Origin of the sequence: Nocardiopsis sp. NRRL B-16309, from assembly GCF_001279585.1 — a bacterium.
Lineage (GTDB): Bacteria > Actinomycetota > Actinomycetes > Streptosporangiales > Streptosporangiaceae > Nocardiopsis.
The window spans coordinates 1-22,914 of sequence record NZ_LGEC01000059.1; the positions used below are offsets into that span (position 1 = coordinate 1).

Consider the following 22,914-nt stretch of genomic DNA (forward strand, 5'->3'; position numbering starts at 1 on the left):
AGCGAGGAACGAGCGGAGGCCCAAAGAAGGCACGGCGAGGGCGCCGACGGGGTTCTGGAGGCCCTGGAGGTGCACACCCGAGGAACGAGGGCGTGCACCTCCAGGGCCGAAGGTTCCCGTTCTCAAGGCGCCCGAGCGCTAACCGGAGCCGCGCATCACCAGGTGGGTGTCGAGCACGACCGTCTCCGCCTCGGCTCCTCCCGGGATCGCCACGTCCACGAGCAGACGGGCCATCTCCTGCCCCATCCGCACGGTGGGCTGGTGGATGGTGGTGAGCGAGGGCTCGCTGTGCTGGGCCATGATCGAGTCGTCGAACCCGACCACCGCGACCTCCTCGGGGACCCGGATCTCCCGCTGGCGCAGTACGCGCAGGGCCCCCAGCGCCATCAGGTCGGAGGCCGCGAAGACGGCGTCGGGCTCCCCGCCCGCGTCGAGAAGGCGCTCCATCGCCTCGGCGCCGCTCTCGGCGGTGAAGTCCCCCTGGACGACGAGGCGCTCGTCCACACCGAGACCGGCCTCGACCAGGATCTCCTGGTATCCGCGCAGGCGCTCCAGACCGGCGTTCATGTCCATGGGGCCGGTGATCGTGGCCACCCGGTGCCGGCCGGAGTCCACGAGGTGCCGTGTGGCCAGCCGCGCGCCGCCGACGTTGTCGATGTCGACCAGGTAGGGCGTCGGTTCGGTCGGCGAGTGCGGCCGACCGCCGTGGACGACGGGGACGCCCGCCTCGGCGAGCCGGGTCGGCAGCGGGTCGTCGCGGTGCATGGACACGAGGAGCGCGCCGTCCACGTGGGAGCCGCCGAGGTAGTCGCCGATCCGCTTGTGCTCGGCGTCGGTGCGGGCCGTGGTGAGCATCAGCTGCAGGTCGCGCTCGTGCAGGACCGAGCTGACACCGCGGATGATGTCGGCGAAGAAGGGGTCGGTGAACAGCAGGTCGCGCGGCTCGGACACGACGAGGGCGACCGTGTCCGTACGCCGGGTGACCAGGGTTCGGGCCGCCTGGTTGGGGCTGTAGCCGAGTTCCGCGATGGCGTTGTGCACGGCTTCGCGGGTCCGGGGGCTGACCTGGGCCGACCCGTTGATCACCCGGGAGACGGTTCCGCGGCCCACGCCCGCGCGTTCGGCCACCATCTCGAGGGTCGGGCGACGCCGACCATCACCGCTCTTGGCCACAGGGAAACTCCTTGATCAGGTTCCGCCGCCCCGGCCGGTGACCGGGGCGGCGGTCGTTGCGCAATCGCTGGACCCTACTTCACCACGGACGCCCGCGGGGGGCGGCCGGGTCGGGTCGGCGACCGGTCCGTGGCCCTATTCTCCCGCGCCCGCGGCGGTGCGGCCAGGCTCGGGGAACCTGCCCGTCCCGGCGAGCTCGGCGTACCAGTGGCCGCTGTCCTTCACGGTCCGCACCTGCGTGTCGTAGTCGACGTGCACGAGGCCGAAGCGGCGCGAGTAGCCCCAGGCCCACTCGAAGTTGTCCAGCAGCGACCAGGCGAAGTAGCCGCGCAGGGGGATCCCGGCGTGGATGGCCTCGCGGGCCGCGCGCAGGTGGCCCTCGTAGTAGGCGAGGCGGTCGGTGTCGTGCACCGCCCCCTCGGCGGTGACGGTGTCCTCGAACGCGCACCCGTTCTCGGTGACGTAGAGGTCGATGCCGCCGCTCTCCCCCGCCAGGCGCTGGAGCACGTCGAACAGGCCGGTGGGGTCGATCTCCCAGCCCATGTGGGTGACGGGCAGGCCCTGGGAGACGTGCACCTCCTCGGGCTCGGCGCCGAGCCAGGCCTCGCCCTCGCCGCTGACCATGTCCGGGTCCAGGCCCTTGGCCGAGGCCGCGACCCACTCGGGCGTGTAGTAGTTCACGCCCAGGAAGTCGATCGGCTGGGCGATGGTCTCCAGGTCGCCGTCCCGCACGAAGGAGAAGTCGCTGATGGCGGCGAGGTCCTGGACCACGTCGGCGGGGTAGCGGCCGTGCAGGACCGGGTCGATGAAGATCCGGTTGCGCACGCCGTCGGCACGGCGGGCGGCCCGCGCGTCCTCGGCGCTGGGGCCGTGGGGGCGGATGACGGCCTGGTTGTGGGCCATCCCGACCTTGGCCGGGCGTCCGGTGGAGCGGATCGCCTCGGTGGCCAGGCCGTGGCCCAGCAGGAGGTGGTGGGTCGCCGCCAGGGCGGCCTGGGGGTCCTTGTGGCCGGGGGCGTGGTGGCCGTCGTAGTAGCCGAGGAAGGACGCGCACCAGGGCTCGTTGAGGGTCATCCAGTGCTCGACCCGGTCGCCCAGGGCGTCCGCGACGACCTGGGCGTAGTCGCGGAAGCGGTAGGCGGTGTCGCGCGCGGGCCAGCCGCCGGCGTCCTCCAGTGTCTGGGGCAGGTCCCAGTGGTAGAGGGTGGCCCAGGGCTGGATCCCCTGCTCCAGCAGCTCGTCCACCAGGCGGTCGTAGAAGGCCAGGCCGGCCGGGTTGGCCTCACCGGAACCGTCGGGCACGATGCGCGGCCAGGCGATGGAGAACCGGTAGGCGCCCAGGTTGAGGCGCTTCATGAGCGCGACGTCCTCGGCGTAGCGGCGGTAGTGGTCGTCCGCGGGCTCGCCGGTGTCGCCGCCCAGGACCTTGCCGGGGGTGTCGCAGAAGGTGTCCCAGATGCTGCGGCCGCGGCCGTCAGCGGTGGTGGCGCCTTCGATCTGGAATGAGGCGGTGGCCGCCCCCCAGAGGAAGTCCTCGGGGAACTCGTTACTTGTGCTCACTGCTTGGGACGCACCTTCCAGGAGAGACGTGAGGCTTGGGAGCGCTCCCACAACGGAAGCAGAACGGCACCGCGAAGTCAATCGATAGTTTCAACGCCGCAACGCAACCGTTACTGGTGTCGGGGGCGCGCTGTGTTCTTGCCGAGCCTATGCTCGTGGTCCGCTTCCGCCCCCTGCGTCACGGCAGGCCGGACGACCCGTCTCGCTCCCAGGAGCCCTACGGGAGTCACGCGGGGGTCCCGTGGGGCTCCTGCGGGGCCTTTCGCACACCCTTCCTCCGCCCGGGGAGGCGGCCGGGGACCGGCGGGACGGCCCCTCGGAGGTGCGGGGACTGGCGCGTCCCGGACCGGCCCCGTTCCGTCGCGGGGGCGGCCCGGGCGCCCGGTCGTCACTCCGAGGGCGTGCCGTCGGCCGGGATGACGATCCCCTGCCAGCGCTCCTCCATGAACTCGCGCACCTCGTCGCTGTGCAGCAGCTCGTCCAGGGTCGCCAGGGCCTCGGAGCCGGCGTCCTCCGCGCGCACCACGAGCCCGTTGGCGTACGGGTTGTCCTCTGTGCTCTCCCAGGCCAGTGCGTTGGCGGTCTCGGGCAGGTCCGCCTCCAGGGCGTAGTTGCCGTTGACCACGGCGGCGTCCAGGTCCTCCAGCGACCGCGGCAGCTGAGCCGCCTCGACCGGGGTGACCGTGACGTCGAGCGGGTTGTCGTCGATGTCGTCGATCGAGGGCGTGCCGCCGGCGTCCTCGGACAGGGTGATCACGTCCTCGGCCGCGAGCAGGTCCAGCGCGCGGGCCATGTTGGCCGCGTCGTTGGGCACGCCGATCTGGGCGCCCTCCGGCAGGTCGGCCAGGTCGTCGATCCCGTCGGCGTAGATCCCGAACGCCTCCACGTGTACGTCCGACATCCAGGACAGGTCCGCGTCGGGGTTGCCCTCCAGGTACTCCTCCAGGAACGGCACCGTCTGGTAGTAGTTGGCGTCCAGCTCGCCCTCGGCCAGGGCCGCGTTGGGCTGGTTGTAGTCGGTGTACTCCACGACCTCGACGGCCAGCCCGGCGTCCTCGGCGAGGTTCTCGTCGACGAACTCCAGGATCTCCGCGTGCGGCACCGGCGTGGCGCCGACCCGCAGCGTGGTCAGACCCTCTCCGCCGCCGTCGCCGTCCTCGATCCGCTCGCTGGGGCTTCCGCACGCCGCCAGCAGCACGGCCGCCGCCGTGGCGGTCGCCGCGACCCCGGCCGCACGCGCACTCGCACTCCTGATCATCTGCATCCCTTTCAGGTGGGTTCCAACGGGTCCGGGGGGTCGGGGGGTGGTGGTGGAAGGTGAGGGGCGGGCCGGTCAGCGCCGGGCCAGGCGGCGCACCCACAGGTCGCCCAGGCTCTGCACGACCTGGACGACCACGATCAGCAGGATCACGGTCGCCCACAGGTAGTGGTCGTTGAAGCGCTGGTAGCCCTCGCGGATGGCGAGGTCGCCCAGGCCGCCGCCACCGATCGCACCGGCCATGGCCGAGTAGGAGATCAGCGTGACGACGGTCATCACGAGTCCGGCGATCAGCCCGGGCAGCGCCTCGGGCAGCATCACCTTGCCGACGATGGTGATCCGGCGCGTGCCCATGGCGTGCGCGGCCTCGACGACCCCGCGGTCGACCTCGCGCAGCGCGGTCTCCACCAGGCGGGCGAAGAACGGGATCGCGCCGATGCTCAGGGGCACGATCGCGGCCGTGGGGCCCAGCGTGGTGCCGACCAGGAAGCGGGTCAGCGCCAGCACCGCGACCATCAGGACGATGAACGGCAGCGAGCGGCCGATGTTGACGATGGCGCTCAGCAGGGCGCGCACGAACGGCGCCGGGACGAGGCCGCCGCGGTCGGTGGCGACCAGGAGCACGCCCAGGGGCAGGCCGACGAGCACGCTGAACACGCTCGCCCACCACACCATGTAGACGGTGTCCAGGGTCGCGAGCCACAGGCTGGGCCACATCTCGGGCCACGCGCGCAGGAAGGACGCCACGGCGCCCAGGGGACCCTGCTCCGCGGAGGCGTCGGCGAGGGTGAGAGCGGGGGTCATGGCATGCGAAGTCACTGTCCGGCCTCCTCGACCAGCAGGCCGTGCTCGGCCAGGTACGACAGGGCCTGTGCCCGGCGGGCGCCGCGCAGGTCGACGATGAGCCGGCCCACGGACTGCCCGGCGACCTGCTCCACACCGCCGCCCAGGATGTTCACGTCGACGTCGAAGCGGCGGGTGAGCTCCGACATCAGCGGCTCGTCGTAGGACCGCGGGTAGGTGACCACGACCGTGTCGGGTCCGCCGCGGTCGGGCAGCGGGAAGAGGGAGCGCGCGAGGAGCGAACCGGGGGTGCCGATCAGGTCGAGCACGCGTCCGGACTCGCGGAACTCGCCCTCCTCCATGATCGCCGCGGAGTCGCAGATCCGCTTGATCACGTCCATCTCGTGGGTGATCAGCAGGATGGTCAGCCCGAGTTCGTCGCGCAGGCGGCGCAGCAGGGCCAGGATCGAGTCCGTGGTGGCGGGGTCCAGGGCGGAGGTGGCCTCGTCGCTGAGCAGGACGTCGGGGCGCGAGGCCAGCGCCCGCGCGATGCCCACGCGCTGCTTCTGCCCGCCGGAGAGCTGGGAGGGGTGGGCGCGGGCCTTGTCGGCGAGCCCCACGAGTTCGAGGAGTTCACCCACCCGCGCGCGGCGCTCGGCACGACCCGCCCCGGCGACCTCCAACGGGAAGGCGACGTTGCCGGCCACCGTGCGCGAGGCGAGCAGCGCGAAGTGCTGGTGCACCATGCCGATGCGGCGGCGCGCGCTGCGCAGCCCGGCGCCGCGCAGCGAGGTGAGGTCCTCGCCGGCCACGCGCACGGTCCCGGCGTCGGGGCGCTCCAGGAGGTTCACCGTGCGCAGGAGGGTGCTCTTGCCGGCACCGCTCTGGCCCACGACCCCGTAGATCTCGCCGGGCTCGACGCGCAGGTCCACCCCGTTGAGGGCGGTCACCCGGCGCTTCTTCAACCTGTAGACCTTGTGCAGGCCCACTGCGTCAATCACGGTCTTCCCATCGACGTCTCAGCGGTGGAGTCACGGCACCCGGTGGCGGCACACGGGGACGCGAGGACTCAGCGTGGGTGGACGCCCACGTCAGAGCGTACGGAGGGCCCGGCACGCGGGCGGCGGCGACGCGCCGGAGCGGCGTGCGGGCGGGCGCTCCCCGGAGCCGGGGAGGCGGTGCGGCGGCGGTCGGGCCGGGGGCCGCTAGAAGTGCGCGCGACAACGCCCGCCGGGGGCCGGCCGACACCACCGAGTGGTGTGCGCCGGGGCCGCGGCGTGGCTGGACGAGTCGCGCACTGAAGCCTTCACGGACACCAGCCAACCACGGACACCGGGGTCGGGGCGCCAGATCCAGCGGTCGGTTTCGGGTAATTTGTGCCACATCGTGCCTTGTCAGAGCCCTGGGGCCGAACGAGGCAGCCCCGATCCCCGCGTGAGTGCCTACACTCATTACCGTCCCGTGACTCTCGCCCCTGTGGACGGCGTGCGCGAGGGAGCGGGCCCGGCCTCCCCACAGGCCCCGGGTCCGGCCGGACAAGACGAGTATCTGCGCCCATCGCGCCCACCGCCTCCGCGGCGGGCGCACACGGGCACGAGGAGCGACCCACCGTGCAGTCCGACGATCTGAACAGAGTGGACGAAGCCTCCGTGCGTGACGACGCGGCGGACCCCTTCGCCAGCTTCTGGGCACCCGACCCCAACGTCTGGACCTGGGCCGACGCCGTGGACGCGGTCCTGCCGCGCGCGCCGCGGCCCGCATCCGCCGGCCGGGCGCGCACCGCCGCGGCGGCCGTGGCACTGGTCGGCGCGATGCTGGCCGTCCCGCAGGCCCCGGCCTGGGCGGCCGTGCCGGGTGTGCCGACGGAGAACCTGGACACCCTCCGCGAGAGGTCCGAGGCCCTGAGCGAGGAGTACCAGGGCGAGCTGCGCGACATGGAGGGCGTGATCGAGGACGCCGAACGCGCCGAGGCCCGCGCGGAGGGCGCCCGCGAGGACGTCGAGGCCGCTCAGGCGCAGGTGCGCTCGCTGGCCGTGGCCACCTACACGGGCAGCGGGATCGACCCGTCGATGTCACTGTTCGTGGACGCCGAGCCGGACGAGGTCATCGACCGCGCGATCGTCGTCGACTACCTCTCGACCAGCAACCAGGACAAGATCGACCAGCTGAACCAGGCGCTGTCGCGCGACGAGGTCGCACAGGAAAACGCGAACGAACAGCTGGAGGAGGTCGAGGCGGACCTGGACGAGCTGGAGGAGCGCCGGCGCGAGGTACAGCGGATGATCGCCGACTACCCCGTCCAGGAGATGGGCGGCCCGCTCAACATCACGCCGCGGACCAACCAGATGCGCGAGCTGGTGATCGAGAACTTCGGCCCGGGTGAGGACGTGGGCGGCTGGGGCTGCTTCCGCGCGGTCGGCGGCTACGTCGTCGGCGAGCACCCCAAGGGCCGGGCCTGCGACTTCATGGTGGACGCCAACGGGTCCATGCCCCCGCAGAACCAGATCGACCGCGGCTGGGCCATCGCCGAGTGGGCCCGGGACAACGCCGATGACCTGGGGATCATGTACGTCATCTACCGCCAGCAGATCTGGGACGTCCGACGCGGCGACACCGGCTGGCGCGACATGGCCGACCGCGGCAGCATCACGGAGAACCACTTCGACCACGTGCACATCTCGATGTTCTAGGCCCGGACCGCCGAGCGGTGGAGGTGGCCGGATCCGGCCACCTCCGGCCCCCGCCGTGACCTGCGAGAGTCGTTCCGGCGCCCTGCGCGACCAGTGTGGGCCCGCACGGTCGGCCCCCGACCGGTCGACGGCACCACTGCGGCCCGACTCCACTACCCCGGACGCCGTCCGCGCGTCCACCCCGAGGCGTCACGATCCCATTACGGGCTCCGCCCCCAGGTGCGCGACCAGCACAAAACGGTGACGATTCCCCCCTCTACCATGGACCCGGCCCTGCTGGGCGACGGTCCGCCCGGTTAGGATGCATCAGGTTCCGGCCCCTGCCCGCGAGTAGCGACCCGGCTCCGCGTCGGCGGTCGGTGCCCCCAGCACTTCTGGGGGCCTCCTCCACACACGGGGAACACCCGCCCACCCGCCACCCGCCCGCTCTCGCCCGCGGTTCGGTGACCACGGGAGGCGACCTCCCCGCGCGACCCCCGTCCCCCTTCCCGGCTGAGCCGCGAACGGGCGGTCGGAAGTCGTGAGAACTCAGGGCGGCGCACACGCGTCCCAGACAACACGGTCAGCACATCACCGGGCGAGGGGAGCCATGAGCGAAAACGGACCTTACAACCAGCCACCGCAGAACCCCTACGGTGGTGGGGAGCCCGGCCCGGGCCAGCCTCCCTACGGCCAGCCCCAGGGCGGCATGCCCTTCGGCGGCGATCCCAACACCGGTGGCCAGCCCGGCTACGGCGGCTACACCGGCGGACAGGACCAGGGGATGTACGCGGGCGGCCAGCCGCCCTACGGCGGCCCCGGTGGTCCGGTCGGCCCCGGCTACCCCCCGCCACCGCAGCAGCCCCAGGGCGGTGGCGGCAAGGCCGGCCTGTGGGTCGTCATCGGCGGCGGCGCCATCATCGTCGTCCTCGTCATCGCCGTCCTTGTCATGCTCGTCACCAACGGCAACGAGCGGGGCACCGAGGTCGCGGACCCGGAGGTCGAGGCCTCCGAGGCCGAGGCCGGGACCGGCGGCGAGGAGGAGCCCGAGGGCGGTGACGACACCGCCGAGCCCGACGCGGAGCCCAACGGTGAGCCGCCCTACGAGGTGCCCACCGAGCCCTGCGAGGCCTTCACCGAGCAGGTCCAGGCGGACTTCCTGCTGACCGAGGGCGGCACCAAGTCCGTCCAGGACAACACGTCCACGTGCAGCAGCCTCCTGGCCGACCCGCCCGAGGGCAACCCCGCGGACGGCTACGCGAGCTTCGAGATCAACTACCAGGTCCCCTACTCCGCCGCCGACTCCGTCGAAGCCGCCACCGACGACTTCAACACGGCGCTGGAGGACGTGACCGGCCAGTCCGACTACACGAACTACGTCGCCGACGGTCTCGACGAGAACAAGGAGATCGAACTGGGCGACCAGGCCCAGTACGTCACCACGGTCTACGACTACGTGGGCACCGAGGTGCCGCAGGCCGTCGTGCTCATCCGGACCGCGAACCTGAACGTCCGGATCGAGTACCAGGTGAACCCGCCCTTCAGCAACGAGGACGCGGAGGTCACCCTCCCCGACAACGTCGAGGACATCATGATGGGCGCCGCCAACGACGCGCTCGCACTCGTCGGCACCTGATCCGGCGAAGGCGAACAGGGGGCCGCGGCACGATGCCGCGGCCCCCTTCCGTGTCCTTCCCGGGCCTTCGCTGAATCCTCGCTTCGGCCCCGTCCCCGGGCTCCTCGGGGCCGGGGCCTTCACGCCTTCCGGTGCCCGCCCCGCCTGGAAGCGGACCGGGTCCAGGGCGTGTTCCGCGGACACTCACCCCGCTGCGCGGCGCCCCAGCGGCACTCTCGCCGCGTTCCCATCAGTCGACGGGGGAACCGGACGCGAGGTCGGCGCGGACGCGGCGCGCGGCCTCGACCATGTTGCGCAGGGCCTGCTCCACTTCGGCGTAGCGGCGGGTCTTGAGCCCGCAGTCGGGGTTGACCCACAGCTTGTCCGCGTCGATGTGGGCGACCGCCAGACGCAGCGACTCCTCGATCTCCTCCACCGTGGGCACGCGTGGGGAGTGGATGTCGTACACGCCCGGACCGATCCCCCGGCGGTAGCCGCGACGGCCCAGGTCGGCCACCAGCTCCATGCGCGAACGAGCGGCCTCGACACTGGTGACGTCGGCGTCGAGCGCCTCGATGCCGTCGACGATCAGGCCGAACTCCGAGTAGCACATGTGCGTGTGGACGGTCGTGGTCGGGGCGACACCGGAGGTCGCCAGGCGGAACGAGCCCACCGCCCAGTCGAGGTAGTCCTGGCGCCGCTCCCTGCGCAGCGGCAGCAGTTCGCGCAGGGCGGCCTCATCCACCTGGATGTGCCGGATCCCGGCGCGCTCCAGGTCGGCCACCTCGTCGCGCAGGGCCAGGGCGACCTGGCGTGCGGTCTCGGCCAACGGCTGGTCGGTACGGACGAACGACCAGGCCAGCATGGTGACGGGCCCGGTGAGCATGCCCTTGACCGGCTTGTCGGTCCGGCCCTGGGCGTAGGTGATCCACTCGACCGTCATCGGCTCGGGGCGCGAGACGTCCCCGTAGAGGATCGGCGGGCGCACGCACCGGGACCCGTAGGACTGCACCCAGCCGAACTCGGTGGTGGCGTAGCCCCGCAGCTGCTCGGCGAAGTACTGCACCATGTCGTTGCGCTCGGGCTCACCGTGCACGAGGACGTCCAGGCCGATGTCCTCCTGGAGGGCGATGACGCGGTCGATCTCCTCGCGCAGGAGCTTGGTGTAGTCCTGGTCGGGCAGCTCCCCCCGCCGGTGGGCGGCGCGGGCGCGGCGCAGGTCGGGGGTCTGGGGGAAGGACCCGATCGTGGTGGTGGTCAGGGACGTGTCCGTGGGCAGGCCCCGTACCTTGGTGCGCCGCTGCGCCTGTGGCCCGAGTGCGTCCAGGCGTGCGCGCACGCGGGCGTCGGTGAAGGACGGGGGCCGGGTGGCCGAGGCGTCGTCGACCTCGCCCCCCTCGGAGAGGACACGGGCGAGCAGGGCCGTCTCCGCGGCCTTCTGCTTGGCGAAGGCCAGCGCGGCGCGCAGTTCGGGCTCCAGGGCCGTCTCCGCCTCCAGGTCGAGGGGCACGTGCAGGAGGGAGCACGAGGTGCTGACGGTGAGTTCGTCGGTCAGGGCGAGCAGCGTGCCGAGCGTGGCCGCGGCGGCCCGGACGTCGGTGCGCCACACGTTGCGCCCGTCCACGATCCCGGCCACCAGCCGGGTCGAACCCAGCCCGGAGACCTGCACCAGGTCGTCGACGGCCTCGTCGTCGGTGACCAGGTCCAGCCCCACCGCCTCGACCGGGGACTCCTTGAGCACGCGCAGCGCCGGGGCGCCGATGGAGCCGAAGTAGGTGGACACCAGCAGGGCGGGGCGCTCGGTGAGCGATCCCAGCCGCTGGTAGACGCGCTCCAGGCGGTCGGTGGCGGCGCGTCCCTCGTCGGTGGCCAGGATCGGTTCGTCGAGCTGGACCTCGGTGGCCCCGGCCGACCTCAGCTCGGCCAGGAGCAGGGCGTAGGCGTCCAGCAGCTGGTCGAGCAGGGTGAGCGGGTCCCAGCCCTCGGGTGCGTCGTCGGCGGCCTTGGCCAGCATCAGGAACGTCAGCGGCCCGAGCAGGACCGGACGGGTGTGGAACCCCGCCGCGGCGGCCTCACGGAACTCGGCGACGGGCTTGTCGCCGACCAGGCGGGGCCGGGTGCGCGGGGAGAGCTCGGGGACGAGGTAGTGGTAGTTGGTGTCGAACCACTTGGTCATCTCCAGGGGCGGGGCGCCCTGCTCGCCGCGGGCCATCGCGAAGTACCGGCGCAGCTCCTCGTCGCGGTCGGCCGCGGCGGCCGGGGACGCGAAGCGCGAGGGGACCAGGTCGAACAGGACCGCGGTGTCCAGGACGTGGTCGTACAGGGAGAACGCGTTGGAGGGCAGGTCGTCGACGCCCGCCGCGCGCAGCTGGGCGAGGACGCCCGAGCGCAGTCCGGAGGCGACGGCGTCGAGCTCGTGGGCGTCGATGGCGCCCTTCCAGTAGGACTCGCAGGCGCGCTTCAGTTCGCGGCGCGGGCCGATCCTCGGGTAGCCGTGCACGGTCGAGCGCACGGGCGGCCGCGGGGCCTCAGGGGTCGTGGTCATGATCTTCTCTCCCTCGTCGAAGGCCGGGTCCGGGCCGCGAGAGGTGGAGAGGGACGCGGGCACGCGTGGGAGCGCGTCGGGGACGCGCACGCCTGCACCCGCCCTCGGCCCTCCCTCGGGGCACGGGACCACCGGCGGCACGGGTGCGCCGCCGGGCGGAGGCAGGTCTTCGGACTCGTGGGCGCCGCCGGTCGACCGGCTCACCTACTCGACGCCGCTTCCCAGCCGCCGACCGTTCCGGTCGGAGTACCAGTGCTCATGGCGACTTTCGTTCCCACTCACCGCTGCGGGGCAGTCCCGGACTCGCACCGGGTTCCCTCTTGCGACACGGTTCACCGCCTTCCGGGCGCGGCCCGGTGCGTTCGTGGACCGTGTACCTTCCACGCCTGCAAGTATAGGGAGACCCCCGCTTCGCCCCCGCACCCGGCGCCGAAACCCCGTGCCACGTGCCCGTTTCGGTGCGAACCCGCCTACCGTGGCGGGCGTCACACAACACATGAACTAGCGTTGCGCGCGAGAGCACCCCGGCTCCGTGCGAACGTTCGTCTGCAGATGAACGTGGAGAACCCCTGGTGAAGAAGCCGTCCCACCCCACGATGGCACCAGATCGCCCCTTGGTCACGGTCGTGATCGCGATGGTGGTCCTGCTGGGACTGGTGCTGCTGGCGACCCGTCCCTCGGGGCCGATGGCGCACCTCGACTCGGAGACCACCTCCGACGAGTCCGGCGAGGACGCGAGCGCGCGCGAGGTGCCCGCGACCGGCGACCCCGACGAGCTGACGGTGGTGGACCCCGACCACGTCGTGGGCCTCGACGAGGCCGAACTCGCCTACGACGGCGACCTGGACGTGGCGGTCCGCTACCCCGTCCTGCCCAACGCCCAACCGCTCACCGACTTCCTCGACCGCACCCTGGCCGCGAGCGTCGACGCGTTCGACGCCGCCAACCCGGGCGCGGAGTCCTACGAGGCCGAGTGGGAGCTCACCGCGGCCAACGACGACCTCGTGGGCGTGCGTGTGACGAGCCTGGAGACCGACTCCGAGGGCACGCGGGAGTGCCACACCACGTACTGGTACGACACCGCGAGCGGGCAGACGTTCGAGTCGACGCGCCTGTTCGGCGGGCAGGAGGAGCTGGCGGAGGTCAACGGCCTGGTCAAGGAGGGTGTGCCGGACACCGCGTACACCGACACCATCCACCCGGTCGCCGCGCTGTACGACTCCGTCGGGTTCAACCCGGACGGCGACCTTGTCGTGGAGTTCGACGCCGGGCAGGTGGCGGCGCCGGACGAGGGCCGCGTGCACGCGGTCGTCGACCGCGAGGAGACCGGGCCCCTGCTCTCGGATCTGGGCGCGCGCGTACGCGACGCGTCGACCGTCGGGGTGCGGGAGTTCGCGATCGCCGGACCGCCCGAGGCGGCCAAGGACGGCCAGGACGACCCGAAGCCGGGGCACCTGTCGCCCGTCGACGAGGAGGTGGACTGCTCCGACCCCGGGACCAAGTGCGTGGCGCTGACCTACGACGACGGGCCCGGCGGGGGCACCCCCGCGCTGCTGGACACGCTGGCGGAGTACGACGCGCGCGCCACGTTCTTCGTCACCGGTGGACCCGTCATGGCGGACCCGCTGACGGTGCGGCGGGCCTACGCCGAGGGACACGAGATCGCCAACCACACCCTCGGGCACCCCGACCTGACGGGGCTGAGCGAGAGCGGTGTGCGGGCGGAGCTGGCCACCGTGCAGGCGCAGATCTACCGCGAGACCGGCTACACCCCCGACCTCATGCGTCCGCCGTACGGCGCGACCGACGAGACGGTCGCGTCCGTGACCGCGGACATGGGACTGGCCCAGATCCTGTGGAACATCGACACCAACGACTGGAAGGACCGCGACGCGGCGGTGGTGAAGGGCCGGGCGCTGAACGGCGCCTCCGACGGCGCCATCATCCTCATGCACGACATCCATCCGACGTCGGTCGCCGCCTCCAGGGGGATCATCCGCGAACTGGACGCGCGGGGCTACACCATGGTCACCGTGTCCCAACTGCTCGGCGCCACCGAACCGGGCGAGACCTACGTCGACGGCGTCCCCGCGCCGCCCGAGGACGGCCCCTCCCCCGACGGGGACGACGGACACCACGGCGACGAGTAGGAACAGACGAAAAGGGCGTAAGCGGGGATGACTCGCCCAGGTGTCCTGACCACTTGTGGTCAGGACACCTGGGCGGCACGCTCCGTGTTCTATGTTGCTGGCAAAGCGAGCGTGGAATCGGTCCGAGGGAGTCCGCAAGTGTCAGCGACCCGAGTTCCCCAGGTCAGGGCCGGGTACAGCCCGGGGCCAGTCCGGCTGTGGAGGACCGGTGCCGCCCTCGCGGCGGTACTCCTCCCGGCGGCCGCCTGCGCCACGATCACCGGGGGCGCCGGCGAACCCGAGGACATCACGGTCCTGGTCGATCCGGCCGACGCTGCCGAGGCGGCGGTGGACGAGTGGACCGGCGCGGCCGGTGACTTCGAGGACCATCCCCACCGGCCGGAGGGCGTGGAGCTCAGTGTCGCCCACCCGGCGTTCGCGGGGGCGGCGGAACGGTTCTCCACGGACCTGGCCGCGCAGGTCGACCGGGACGTCCAGGACTTCCGCGGGGCCAGCCGGGACCCGGTGAGCCTGGACATCGACTGGGAGGTGGTCGCCGCCGGTGACGACGTCCTGGGTGTGCGCCTGATCCGGACCGAGACGGACCTGCACGGCACGCGCCAGGCGTACGGGACCTACTGGTACGACGCGCGGAGCGGTCTGACCCGCTACGCCACCGAACTCGTCCGCGACCAGACGGCACTGGAGGAGCTGAACGGTCTGGTGGCCGCGGATCTGGCCGACGACCCGGCCGTCGGTGGCGAGGTGCTGTACCCGGTGCTGGCGACCTACGACTCGATGGGGTTCAACTCCGACGGCGACCTGGTCGTGGAGTTCGACGACGGCCACCTGTCACCGCCCCGGGAGGGGCACCCGCCCGACCCCGAACCGGGCCGGATCACCGCCGTCCTGGAGTCCGAGGAGGTGGCCCCGCTCCTGTCCGACCTGGGTGAGCGGGCCCGGACGGCGTCGCTGGCGGAGGAGCCGGACCTCGACATGCCCGAGCCGAGCGTCGAGGACGAGGAGCGCCCTGACGTCCCCGGTGAGATCACGGCGGGCAACGGCGTGGACTGCGCCGCCGAGGACGCCAAGTGCATCGCGCTGACCTTCGACGACGGGCCGGCCGAGACCACACCCCACCTGCTCGACACCCTGGCGGAGGAGGACGTGCCGGCGACGTTCTTCCTCAACGGGAACCCGGCGCTGACCTCCCCCAACGTGGTGCGCCGCGCCTACGCCGAGGGGCACGAGGTCGCCAACCACAACGACCTGCACGAGCACCTGCCCGAGTACGAGGCCGACCGGCTGACCGCGGAGATGGCGGTGGTGAGCGCGATCGTGCGGCGCAACACCGGGTACACCGTGGACCTGTTCCGGCCGCCGTTCGGCGCGAGTTCGCCCGAGGTCCTGGCGGAGATCGGCGACCAGGGCATGGCCGAGGTCCTGTGGAGCTCGGACAGCGAGGACTGGAAGGAGATCGACCGCGACGAGATCGTGGAGCAGGTGCTGAAGCAGGCCGAACCTGGCGGAGTGGTCCTGCTGCACGACACGCTCCCGGCGACCCTGGCGGCCGTTCCGGAGATCGTCGAGCGGCTGCGCGAGGACGGCTACGAGTTCGCGACGGTCAGCGAGACCCTGGTCGACCCCGAGATCGGCGAGTCCTACCCCGACGGCGAGAACGTCCCCGAGATCGACGGTTGAGTGTCCCCCCGCCGGGGACACCGCCGTAGCGCGCACGCCCCCCCGGGCCAGCGCGAGGCGCCCGGGGACCCCGAGTTCAAGTGCGCCCGAAGGGCTCGAACCCGAGGTGCTTGGGGCGCCTGGCGCACGGGAGGCGCCTGGAGCCGCAGGGGCATCTGAAAGGTACCCGGGGCCCCTGGACCACCTTCCCCCCGACGGGGCCGGGTGCGGCGACCAGCGACGCACGACGGCGCACGACGGCGCCCCACGGACGGTTCCGTGGGGCGCCGATCGATGACGGCCGGTCAGGACCGGCTGCGCGGGGTCAGGCGGTCCTGGCCTCGGCCTCCTTGGCCAGGGTCAGCGCGGGAACCGGGGCGTCCACTCCCACGGCCTCGCCGACGGAGGCGTACCCGGCGGCGCGGACCAGCCGGGCCAGGCCCCGGTGGATCCGGCGCGGCCAGAACGGACCGCCGTAGATCAGCCCCGTGTAGCCCTGCACCAGGGTCGCCCCGGAGCGGATCCGCTCCCAGGCGTCCTCTGGCGTCTCGATGCCGCCGACCGCGACCAGCGTGACCTGGCCGCCCACACGGGCGCGCAGGCGGCGCAGCACCTCCAGCGACCGCTGCTTGAGCGGAGCGCCGGACAGGCCGCCCGCACCGGCGGCCTCCACCTCCTCGGCGGAGGCCGACAGCCCTTCGCGGGAGATGGTGGTGTTGGTGGCGATGATGCCGTCCAGCCCCTCGGCCAGGGCCAGGTCGGCGACCGCGTCGATGTCCTCGTCGGCCAGGTCCGGAGCGATCTTGACCAGCAGCGGCAGCGACGCGTGCCCGGACTCGGCCAGTGCCTCCCGCACCGCGGCCAGCAGCGGGCGCAACTGCTCCACGCCCTGCAGGTTGCGCAGGCCCGGAGTGTTGGGCGAGCTGACGTTGACCACCATGTAGTCGGCGTAGGGCGCCAGACGGCGGGCGCTGGTGGCGTAGTCGGCGGGGGCCTCGGCCTCGGGCGTCACCTTGGTCTTGCCGATGTTGACGCCGAGCACCGGACGGCGGCGGCCGCGCTGGTGGTGCAGGCGCTCGGCGACCAGGGCGGAGCCCTCGTTGTTGAAGCCCATCCGGTTGATGATCGCCCGGTCCTGGACCAGGCGGAACAGCCGGGGCCTGGGGTTGCCCGGCTGCGGCTGGGCGGTGACGGTGCCGATCTCCACGAACCCGAAGCCGAGCGCGGCCAGGCCGTCGGGGCTCTCCGCGTTCTTGTCGAAGCCCGCCGCGAGTCCGAGCGGTCCGGGGAACTCCTGTCCCAGGGCGCGCACCGTCAGCTCCGGCTCGCGCGGTCCCAGGACCCCGCCCATGGCGGCGGCCACACCGGGTACGGCCGCCGCGCCGCGCAGGGCCGCGAAGCCCAGCTTGTGCGCCTTCTCAGCGTCCAGGTGGCGCAGCGCCGAGCGGAAGAGAATCTGGTAGAACAACGGCTATCCGTTTCCGTCGCCCTCGCGCTCGGCGAGGTAGCGTTCGAGTTCCGCGCCGAGTTCGTCGGCGGTGGGCAGACCGGCCTCCTCCTCGGCCAACGGGAGCGTGGTGCGCTCCTCGGGGTCGGTCCGTGAGGACATGATGTCGTCGTACTGCCGCTCCAGGTTGGCCACGACACGCTGGACCTCCTCGGAGGCCGCCACCTGCTCGGCGATGTCGACGTCCGTGGCCCCCGCGACGTCCTCCAGCCCCTGGCTGGGCAGGGCCAGCCCGGTCGCTCCGGCCACGAACTCCACCGCGGCGATGGCCGCCCTGGGATACGGGGACTGGGCGAGGTAGCTGGGCACGTGCACGGCGTAGCCGATGAAGTCGTGGCCGCGCTCCCCCAGGCGGTACTCCAGCAGCGACACCGCGCTGCCCGGCACCTCGACACGACCGATCCACGGTGTGTGGCCGGCCACCAGCTCGGGCCGGGTGGAGTGCGGGGTCACGGTCACCGGCCGGGTGTGCGGCACGGCCATCGGGATGCCGTGGACGCTGAGCGTGAGAGTGATGGAGAAGTGCTCGACGAGCTCGGCGACGGCGGCGACGAAGCCCTCCCACTCACGGTCCGGCTCCGGCCCGTGCAGGATCAGGAAGGGGACGTCGTCCTGGTCGAACATGCGGTAGAGGGCGAGCTTGGGAGCGTCGTAGTCGGTCCAGACGTTCTCCACGAAGGTCATCGTCGGGCGCCGGGAGCGGTAGTCCACGAGGCGGTCGGTGTCGAAGGTCGCGATCTCCTCCGCGGTCGACCGGTCGAACAGCTCCGAGGCCATCTGGCGCCCGGTGTGTCCGGCGTCGACGAAGCCGTCCAGACAGACCAGCATCGCCAGACCGGCGACGTCGTCGAATCCGGGATGGAGTTGGTACAGATCTGCGGGGTCACGCACCGGGTTCTCGTCTCCAAAACTGGTCGGGATCGCAGGGACCGCGACGTCCGCACCGCGGCTGGGCCGCCGCGGCACGCGTGTCGGCGCGGGTCTGTCCGGGTCGCCCCGGGACCGCCGCGCCTGGACCGCTGTGCCCTGCTTGTCCACAATACCGACCCCCCAGCGGTGGCCGCGGGCCGTGGGGCGACCGTCTCACCCCGCGGTGAGCGCGCTCACAGCACCCCCGTCGCGGGCTCATCTGTGGAGGTCACGGACCCTGAGCGTGCGCAGGCGGTTGAGCGTGGCGGCGATCTCGAACCGGCGCGGCAGGGCGTAGTCGCCGCCGAAGTCGCCGCCGAGCAGGGTGACCCCGTCCGCGGCCAGGGCCCGGTCCAGGGCGTCGAGGGCCTCCGCGAGGGTGCGGGTGCCGTCCAGGTGGCCGCCGCGCACGAGTGCGCGCAGGGCCAGACCGGCCCCGGTGATCTGTCCGGGGTCGACGAACTGTTCGAGGGCGCGGACGTCGATGTCGCTGTCACCGAAGACCAGCACGTCCATGTCTCGGCGCTTGATCCTGCCCCGGCCGCGCGCGGTGCTGTCGTCCACCGACCCCGGGTCGACGACACGGGCGCGGGGCATGGCGAAGTCGGCGTCGGCGCGGTCGTGCGCCAGCGCGCGGGCCCGGGCGGTGACGTCGTGCGGGTGGTAGGCGTCGAGCATGACGACCAGGTCGGCGACGTCGAAGTAGTCCCCGCTTCCGCCCATGACGAGGACGGTGGACACGCCGTGCTCGCGGTGGAGCGGGCGGACCAGGTCGATGAACGGGATCAGCGGCTCGCGGTCGCCGTGGACGAGGGCCTGCATGCGCTCGTCGCGGATCATCAGGTTGGTGGCGGTGGAGTCCTCGTCCACCAGCAGGGTGCGGGCGCCCGCCTCGACGGCCTCGCAGATGTTGGCGGCCTGGGAGGTGGACCCGGAGGCGTTCTCGGTGCGGAAGTCGCTGGTGTCCGCGCCGGTGGGCAGGTTGCGCACGAACGCGCTGACGTCGGTCCGTTCGACCCGGCGACCCTCCTCGGCGCGGATCTTGACGGCGTCGTCCCGGGTGACGACGAGTTCGCGGCCGTCGCCGGGCACATGGTCGTAGACGCCGCGTTCCAGGGCGTGCAGGAGGGTGGACTTGCCGTGGAAGCCGCCGCCGACGATCAGCGTGATGCCCTCGGGGACGCCCATGCCCGTGACGGTGCCGCGGTGCGGCAGGTCGACGCTGACCCGCAGGGACTCGGGTGAGTCGAAGGGGACGGCTCCGCTGGTGAGGGGCTCGTCGCTGACGCCGCTGCGGCGGGGCAGGACCGCGCCGTCGGCCACGAACGCGACCAGGCCGCGCTCGGCGAGCCCGGAACGCAGCGCCACGGTGTCGGCGACGCTGTCGGCGAAGGCGACCGCCTCCGCCTCGTCGATCTCCTCCCAGTCGAGGTCGTCGACCAGGTCCGGCAGGGTGCGGCAGAACTCGCGCTCGGCCCCGCGGCCGTCGATGCGCCGCCCGTGGCCGGGCAGGTCGATGCCGATCCGCAGGTCGAAGCCGCCGTCGGTGAGACGGCAGGAGGAGCGTTCGATGACCTCCTGGCCGCCGGTGTCGATCTTGAGCAGCGACCCCTTGAGGAGGCGGCGGGCCCGGCGGCCCAGGTAGTCGGCGGTGGCGCGGCGGCGGACCGGGTCGCCCCAGGCGCTCTTGGGGATGCCGCTGTCGGGCACGAGCACCCGCACCCGCGAGGGCGGGGCGAAGGGGTCGGCCTGCACGCGCTCCACGGTCAGGGTGAAGTCGCCGAAGTCCCAGTCGCCCTTGAGGGTCTTGTAGCGGCCGTAGGACGCGCCGTCCATCTTGAGCAGTTCGGACGAGAGCCGCGCGTCGTCGCGCACGCCCCGGATGGGTTCCGGCTCGGGCCTGCGCCCGCCGCCCCCGCCGCCACGACCGCCGCCGTGGCGGCCGCCCCGGCCGCCGCCTCCGTCGCGTCCCGCCATCAGTGCCCCCTTGGTGTTCGATTCACGTCTGCCGCCAGGTTAGGGCGTTCGGCGACCCGCCGCCGAGGGCCTGTGGACAACCCGCGTGCCGCACCGGAACCGGTCGGTCGCACGGCGGCCGTGCGTCTCCCGTGCCGGGCACGACCCTCGTCGCGCCGTGCCTCAGAGATCCTGGACGGCGAGGTCCAGGGCGGTCCGCCACGCCCGGTCACCGCGCAGGAAGGCCTCGAACACCGGGCGGACCTGTGCCAGGTCGTCGGCGAGGGCCTGGTACTGCTCCCCGTCCCGGTACTCGACGGCGAAGCGCCCCTCGGGTGCCGCCTGGCCGGTGGCCGTCTGCACGAACCCGCCCGCCTCGTCCTCGAGGATGGTGGAACAGGTCCGGGCACCGATCCGCTCCAGCACCCACCGGACGTCCTCCGGGGCCGGGCCGTACACCAGGACGTCCTCGTAGAGCCGCAGGGTCATGGCGTTCGCGTTCCGGGGGAAGTGCACGGTTCCCGGTTGGGGGCCGTCATGGGACCCCGCACGCATCGCTCCACGCGGCGCACAACACGCGGCCTGGATCGGAAGGTCCGGGCGGCCGGGCTCCGCGGTGCGCCGGGGACCGAGGGCGGGCGTACGGGTGCGGACCGGCGGGTCCGGCCAGGCCCGGGGCACAAAGAAGATCGGCCCCGGGGCAGAACCGGGGCCGATCTTGGAAACGCCCCTGCCATGCCGACACCAAGGGGGTGTGCCGGGCTACCGCTGGGGCGCCGCACCTCTCCGGGAGGGGTGGAGAGGTGCCTTGGTTCATTCTTACCGGAAGTAGAGGTCCTGCGCGGGGGAAACCTTGATTCCGTAGGCCTGGAGTTCCCGTTCGACGGCGGCGGCCGTCTCGCGGGCGTCGGACGAGCCGGAACACGCGGCGTGCGCCCCGCCGCCAGGACGACGCCGTAGCCCTCGTCCGGGGCGGCCCGGCCGGTGGCGTCGACGCGCCCCGGCGGCGCGGGCCCGGGTGGGGAGCCCGGACAGCGCGGGGCGCACCGTGTCGGCCTCGGGCACGGGGGACGCGCCCTCCAGCACGTTGCACGGGACGTCGACGAACACCAGTGCGAAGTCCACGGCGCCATGATGGCAGACGCCGCTCTCGAACGCTAGTTCGACACGGTGGCGCGCAGAGCCCGGTCGTGCTCGTCCACGGGCGGGTCGTCCAGGGACCCGACGAAGACCGCGACGAGCTGCCCGCCCTGGTCCGCGACCTCCTCCAGGAGCGCACGCCAGTGCATCAGGTTCGGGTGCTCGAACTCGGTGCACGCCTCGGCCGGGGACAGTTCGGCGACGGCCGTCTCCAGCTGCCCGCGGGAGAGCGGGTAGGTGGCGGTGCCCGAGGCGTGGCCCACCACGCGGGCCAGGACGATGGCCGGGAGGTAGTTGCCGCCCGCGTTGGTCAGCCCGAAGGTCGTCTCGCCGTCGCGGACGACCCCCACGGCGAAGGCCGCGGGCCGTTCCCATCCCGGATGGGAGCTCTCCATGCGCTCGCGCGCGGCGATGATCTCTTCCTTGGTGGCCCACTGCTCCATGGCACCCGCCCCTTCTCTCGCTCGGACCCCGACACTAGGGCATGTTCCGCGGACACCCGCCCCCGCTGCGCGGCGCCTCGGCGGCCCTCCCGCGGCATTCCCATCGGTCGGCTGGGAACCCCCGGCTGTTCCTTCGGCCTCGGGAGAGCACCACTGGACACCCCTCCCGTCGTCCGCCGCCACGCTCAACGGACGTCCGCGACGCGGTTCCGCCTCTCGCGGCGGGCGGCCTGCACGGAACAGCCCTGGCGCGGGCCCAGCACGACGGCCTCCCCGTCGACGTCGCGACGCGTGAGGTCGGCGTAGGTCTCGCGTCGAACGACCTCACGGGCCCGGCCGTCGCGGCACAGGACCACCGGGGGCCGGCGCGCGCCGTTGTAGTTGTTGGCCAGGGAGTAGCAGTAGGCGCCGGTCACGGGCACGGCGACGACGTCGCCGGGACGCGGGTCGGCGAGCGGGACACCGGCACTGAGCCGGTCGCCGGACTCGCAGTGCCGCCCGACCAGGTGGCAGGGGTCGCCGCCGCCGACCCGCGCGGCCACGACCGCCTCGAACCGCTGCCCGTACAGGGCCACCTCCATGTTGTCGCCCATACCGCCGTCGACGGCGACGGTGTCCGGCGCGCCGGGCTTGACCGTCACGACCCGGTAGAGGGTGGCCCCGGCCTCGGCCACGAGGGACCGCCCCGGCTCGATGATGATCCGCGCGTCGGCGGGCAGACGGGCGCGGGCCACGCCGACCAGGGCGTCCAGGTACTCCTCGACGCTGGGCGGGTGGTCGTCGTAGGTGTACCGGGCGCCGAGCCCTCCCCCGAGGTCGTAGACCGCGAACGTCCCGAGGCCGGCGACGGCTTCCACCGCCCGGGCGAACGGATCGGTGTCCAGGATCTGCGAGCCGACGTGGACATGAACGCCGTCCAGGCGCAACCGGTCGCTCCTCCGCAGCCGGGCGACCACCTCCCTGGCCCGTTCCGGATCGAAGCCGAACTTGGAGCCGCGCCGACCGGTGGAGACCGCTTCGTGGGTGTCGGGGCGGATGTCGGGGGTGACACGGACGAGGACGCCCTGCTCCCCGGTGGTGAGGCGTTCGAGCCGGTCGATGTCGTCGTCGTTGTCGATGACGACGAGCCCGGCACCGGCGCCGAGCGCGTCGCGCAGGTCCTCGTCGGTCTTGGCGTTGCCGTGCACCACCAGCCGCGCCGGGTCCGCGCCCGCCCGCAGCGCAACGGCGAGCTCGCCGCCGCCGACGACGTCGATGCCCAGACCCTCCTCGACCAGCACCCGCTCGATCGCCGTGCAGGGGAAGGCCTTGGAGGCGAACACCACCCGGGAGTCCGGCCACCGCTCGGCCAGCCCCTGGACGTAGCGGCGGGCGCGGGCGCGCAGGGCGCCCTCGTCGACGACCATCACCGGTGTACCGAAGCGGTCGGCCAGATCCTCGGCGCGGCAGCCGCCGATCACCAGGGATCCGTCGGAGTCGACCGCGCTTCCCGGAGGGAACAGGGAGAGCGGTGCGGGCGTGGTGGTCCCCACGGACATGGTCGGGCC

Annotated in this window: 17 protein-coding genes and 1 riboswitch; of the genes, 4 read left to right on the forward strand and 13 right to left on the reverse strand. The window is 72.8% G+C overall.

Features of this window, described 5'->3' with window-relative positions; translation table 11 throughout:
• Positions 1-138: 138 nt before the first annotated feature.
• The 5 genes from ADL05_RS07785 to ADL05_RS07805 form a co-directional block, all read right to left on the reverse strand.
• Positions 139-1,173 (reverse strand): LacI family DNA-binding transcriptional regulator, encoded by a 1,035-nt coding sequence (locus tag ADL05_RS07785; RefSeq protein WP_053616198.1) that lies wholly within the window; start codon positions 1,171-1,173, stop codon positions 139-141.
• A gap of 135 nt (positions 1,174-1,308) precedes the next feature.
• The gene (locus ADL05_RS07790) at positions 1,309-2,733 is read right to left on the reverse strand and encodes a GH1 family beta-glucosidase (RefSeq protein WP_053616199.1); all 1,425 of its coding nucleotides are present in this window, start codon (positions 2,731-2,733) and stop codon (positions 1,309-1,311) included.
• Between the two features lie 388 nt (positions 2,734-3,121).
• Entirely contained in the window at positions 3,122-3,991 is an 870-nt protein-coding gene (locus tag ADL05_RS07795) for a MetQ/NlpA family ABC transporter substrate-binding protein (protein WP_053616283.1), read from the reverse strand.
• Between the two features lie 75 nt (positions 3,992-4,066).
• Positions 4,067-4,795, reverse strand: a complete 729-nt coding sequence (locus ADL05_RS07800) for a methionine ABC transporter permease (RefSeq protein WP_053616200.1) — start codon at positions 4,793-4,795, stop codon at positions 4,067-4,069.
• An 11-nt stretch (positions 4,796-4,806) separates the two neighbouring features.
• Positions 4,807-5,763, reverse strand: a complete 957-nt coding sequence (locus ADL05_RS07805) for a methionine ABC transporter ATP-binding protein (protein ID WP_053616201.1) — start codon at positions 5,761-5,763, stop codon at positions 4,807-4,809.
• Between the two features lie 621 nt (positions 5,764-6,384).
• On the opposite strand from ADL05_RS07805, the gene ADL05_RS07810 reads away from it, so the two are divergent.
• Both ADL05_RS07810 and ADL05_RS07815 read left to right on the forward strand, forming a co-directional pair.
• The gene (locus ADL05_RS07810) at positions 6,385-7,464 is read left to right on the forward strand and encodes a hypothetical protein (protein WP_053616202.1); all 1,080 of its coding nucleotides are present in this window, start codon (positions 6,385-6,387) and stop codon (positions 7,462-7,464) included.
• 589 nt (positions 7,465-8,053) lie between these two features.
• Entirely contained in the window at positions 8,054-9,079 is a 1,026-nt protein-coding gene (locus tag ADL05_RS07815) for a hypothetical protein (protein WP_053616203.1), read from the forward strand.
• A gap of 229 nt (positions 9,080-9,308) precedes the next feature.
• On the opposite strand, the gene metE is transcribed toward ADL05_RS07815, so the two are convergent.
• Complete coding sequence (gene metE, locus ADL05_RS07820) at positions 9,309-11,603, reverse strand: 5-methyltetrahydropteroyltriglutamate--homocysteine S-methyltransferase (protein WP_053616284.1); 2,295 nt, start codon at positions 11,601-11,603, stop codon at positions 9,309-9,311.
• 160 nt (positions 11,604-11,763) lie between these two features.
• A riboswitch (cobalamin riboswitch) is annotated at positions 11,764-11,940 on the reverse strand.
• Between the two features lie 259 nt (positions 11,941-12,199).
• On the opposite strand from metE, the gene ADL05_RS07825 reads away from it, so the two are divergent.
• On the forward strand, positions 12,200-13,753 hold the full coding sequence (locus tag ADL05_RS07825; protein ID WP_053616285.1) for a polysaccharide deacetylase family protein: 1,554 nt from the start codon (positions 12,200-12,202) through the stop codon (positions 13,751-13,753).
• Between the two features lie 138 nt (positions 13,754-13,891).
• Positions 13,892-15,433, forward strand: coding sequence for a polysaccharide deacetylase family protein (locus ADL05_RS32260; protein ID WP_053616204.1), 1,542 nt, complete (start codon positions 13,892-13,894; stop codon positions 15,431-15,433).
• A gap of 304 nt (positions 15,434-15,737) precedes the next feature.
• On the opposite strand, the gene ADL05_RS07835 is transcribed toward ADL05_RS32260, so the two are convergent.
• The 7 genes from ADL05_RS07835 to lysA form a co-directional block, all read right to left on the reverse strand.
• Positions 15,738-16,880 carry a quinone-dependent dihydroorotate dehydrogenase gene (locus ADL05_RS07835; RefSeq protein WP_053616205.1) on the reverse strand — a complete coding sequence of 381 codons (1,143 nt, stop codon included), beginning with the start codon at positions 16,878-16,880 and terminating at the stop codon, positions 15,738-15,740.
• A gap of 3 nt (positions 16,881-16,883) precedes the next feature.
• Entirely contained in the window at positions 16,884-17,810 is a 927-nt protein-coding gene (locus ADL05_RS07840) for a proteasome assembly chaperone family protein (protein ID WP_053616206.1), read from the reverse strand.
• 234 nt (positions 17,811-18,044) lie between these two features.
• Entirely contained in the window at positions 18,045-19,805 is a 1,761-nt protein-coding gene (locus ADL05_RS07845) for an ABC-ATPase domain-containing protein (protein ID WP_053616207.1), read from the reverse strand.
• Between the two features lie 162 nt (positions 19,806-19,967).
• Entirely contained in the window at positions 19,968-20,273 is a 306-nt protein-coding gene (locus ADL05_RS30385) for a hypothetical protein (protein WP_053616208.1), read from the reverse strand.
• A gap of 330 nt (positions 20,274-20,603) precedes the next feature.
• Complete coding sequence (locus ADL05_RS07855; RefSeq protein ID WP_053616209.1) at positions 20,604-20,909, reverse strand: hypothetical protein; 306 nt, start codon at positions 20,907-20,909, stop codon at positions 20,604-20,606.
• Between the two features lie 32 nt (positions 20,910-20,941).
• Positions 20,942-21,367, reverse strand: coding sequence for a hypothetical protein (locus tag ADL05_RS07860; protein ID WP_053616210.1), 426 nt, complete (start codon positions 21,365-21,367; stop codon positions 20,942-20,944).
• Between the two features lie 185 nt (positions 21,368-21,552).
• Complete coding sequence (gene lysA / locus ADL05_RS07865) at positions 21,553-22,905, reverse strand: diaminopimelate decarboxylase (protein WP_082376193.1); 1,353 nt, start codon at positions 22,903-22,905, stop codon at positions 21,553-21,555.
• Positions 22,906-22,914 lie beyond the last annotated feature (9 nt).